The organism is Myxococcus sp. AB025B, from assembly GCF_006518215.1.
In the GTDB taxonomy this organism is placed as follows: Bacteria; Myxococcota; Myxococcia; order Myxococcales; family Myxococcaceae; genus Myxococcus; species Myxococcus fulvus.
This window is the reverse complement of sequence record NZ_SRLW01000571.1, coordinates 1-2,264: the sequence shown is the minus strand read 5'-3', so window position 1 is coordinate 2,264 and position 2,264 is coordinate 1. Positions and strand designations below refer to the sequence as shown.

Annotated in this window: 3 protein-coding genes; all 3 read left to right on the top strand. The window is 59.6% G+C overall.

Annotated elements, in window-relative coordinates; all coding sequences use genetic code 11:
- The first annotated feature begins 346 nt into the window (after positions 1-346).
- The 3 genes from FL311_RS42675 to FL311_RS46400 all read left to right on the top strand — a co-directional run bounded on the left by FL311_RS42675 (position 347) and on the right by FL311_RS46400 (position 2,158).
- Positions 347-1,099, top strand: a complete 753-nt coding sequence (locus tag FL311_RS42675; protein WP_228557467.1) for an IS630 family transposase — start codon at positions 347-349, stop codon at positions 1,097-1,099.
- A 107-nt stretch (positions 1,100-1,206) separates the two neighbouring features.
- A complete protein-coding gene (gene tmk, locus FL311_RS42670) occupies positions 1,207-1,929 on the top strand; it encodes a dTMP kinase (RefSeq protein ID WP_141333354.1) in 723 nt (240 codons plus the stop codon).
- 22 nt (positions 1,930-1,951) lie between these two features.
- Positions 1,952-2,158 (top strand): helix-turn-helix transcriptional regulator, encoded by a 207-nt coding sequence (locus FL311_RS46400; RefSeq protein WP_141333352.1) that lies wholly within the window; start codon positions 1,952-1,954, stop codon positions 2,156-2,158.
- Positions 2,159-2,264 lie beyond the last annotated feature (106 nt).

Below are 2,264 nucleotides of genomic sequence, written 5' to 3'. Positions count from 1 at the left end.
CACAGCCGGTCGAACGCACCCTCATCCGCAGAGGGCAAGTACCCGAATGGACCTCTTCCCACGCGACCTCCTCCTTGAACGCGGTCGCGGCAGTATGATCCTTCTCCCCCTTAACTGATCGGCATTGGACCTAAACCGAAGTTCGTGATTCTCGATCAGGCTGAAGGGCGGGCAGGCGGGAAGTGCGCGGGAAGAGGGAGCAGGGGCACTTCTCATTCGGCTCTGTGTGCGCAGAAGACCTGAGAGCGAGAAGGCCCTGCCCGAGGGCAAAGGTAGGCAGTGGCTGAAGAGGAAGCAGCGGCAGGCGCTGCTGAGGTGGGGTGAGAGGAGCGGCTGCCCGCTCACCATGCGGCAGTGCATGGCCGTGGCGGCTGTGGGGCGGGGAGCCTCATGCAACGCGGCAGCCCGGGAGTTGGGCTGTGCAACCTCCACCGTCGTCGGCGCAGTGCTCCGCTACCGGGAGGACGGACGCGGAGCGTTACGAGACAGGAGGGAGGGCAACGGCCAGCGCAAGGTAGACGAGCGATTCCGAGAGAGGCTGGCGCGGGTGTTGGTGGGAACGCCCGAGGACTGGGGCTGGTGCCGGCCCACCTGGACACGGGAGTTGCTGTGCCTGGAGCTTGAGCGCCGCGGGCTGCCCCAGGTCTCCGTGGCGACCATGGGCCGCGCGCTCACCTGGCTCGGCGCGCGGCGCAAGGCCGCCAGGCCCATCGTCAAGTGTCCCTGGCCCGCGTGGAAGCGTCGGCGCCGGCTCTACGAGTTGAAGTGCCTGCATGCACACACGCCCCCCGAAGAGCCCGTGCTCCACGTAGATGAGGTGGACATCCATCTCAACCCCAAGGTCGGACACGACTGGTGTCTTCCGGGGCAGCGTCGGGTGGTGGTGACCCCGGGCAACAACCAGAAGCGCTTCCTGGCTGGAGCGTTGAATGTCCGGACGGGAAAGCTGACGTGGGTGGAGGGCAAATCCAAGGCCAGCGACCTCTTCATCCAGTTGCTCTGGCGGCTGGCAGGGGAATACCGGCGCGCTCGTCGCATCCACCTCGTGCTGGACAATGCAGCGGTCCACACCAGTCTGAAGACTCTCAAGTTTAGCTAAGTCATGAGGGAACGCATTGGCCTACGGCAAAGCGGCGTGGGTGTATGTTCTACATGTGTTCCGATGTCGGCTTGACGTGCACTTTGCGTGTGAGTGAGGATTGTTAAGTGCCCACTCTAATTCCTAATGGATTCCTCCTTGCTATCGAAGGCATCGATGGCGCTGGGAAAACAACGCAAGCAGCAAAGCTAGCTGAGCGACTTGGTGAGGCGGGTGTCGATGTAGTCAGAACCAAGGAGCCCACTGATGGTCCTTGGGGGCGGAAACTGCGTGAGTCGGCAACGTCAGGAAGACTCTCTGCCGAAGATGAGTTGGATTATTTCATTCGAGATAGGCGAGAGCATGTTGAACAGTGTATCTCTCCTGCGATGGAAGCCGGGAAGTTAGTGATTGTTGATAGGTATTATTTCTCGACGGTGGCCTATCAAGGTGCGCGCGGGATGGATCTGCAGGAGTTGCTAAGGTTGAATGAGAGTTTTGCGCCTCCGCCAAACTTGCTGATAATTCTCCAGGTCAGCCCTCATGTCGGATTGCAGCGGATTCGACAGCGAGGGGATAAGGCTAATCATTTTGAGACGGCGGGCGCACTTGAGCGGGTTGCGAAGATATTTGCTGGGCTTGAGTTTAAAGACCTCAGAAGAATAGATGGTCTCCTTCCTCCTGAGGATATTACGGCAGGGATTTTAGAGATTCTCTATGAGGGAGTGCTCTCCACGTGTGACTCACTGAGCGGAGGCTTGGCGTCAAAGGGCAATGTGTCTAAAGTCTCTAATGGAGATGTGTGGGGTGTGTTGGGGCAGCTTGGAGTGGATGACAGAGCTAAGCAATAGTTGACGATGAGGGGGTGAGGATATGGCTGATGATGTGGCGGCGATTAAGCGCATTGGACGCATTGTTGCGGAGTATCGAGCCCGGAGTGGTCTTAGTCAGGTCCAGGTGGCAGAGAAAAACGCGGTGCTCAACCGTACGGCCATTTCGCTGCTAGAGCAGGGGAGTCGTCTCCCTTCTGCTGAGCAACTTGAGGCAATTTTTGATGTGCTAGAGCGCCGAACAGGTTAGGTCACGCCGCGCGCTGGTAGCGAGCGGCGACCTCAAGGTTTTGGACGGCGGCGAGTCGCCTGAGGTCAAAGAGGTTGCGGCGCGTGCCTCGATATCGGGCCTTCGG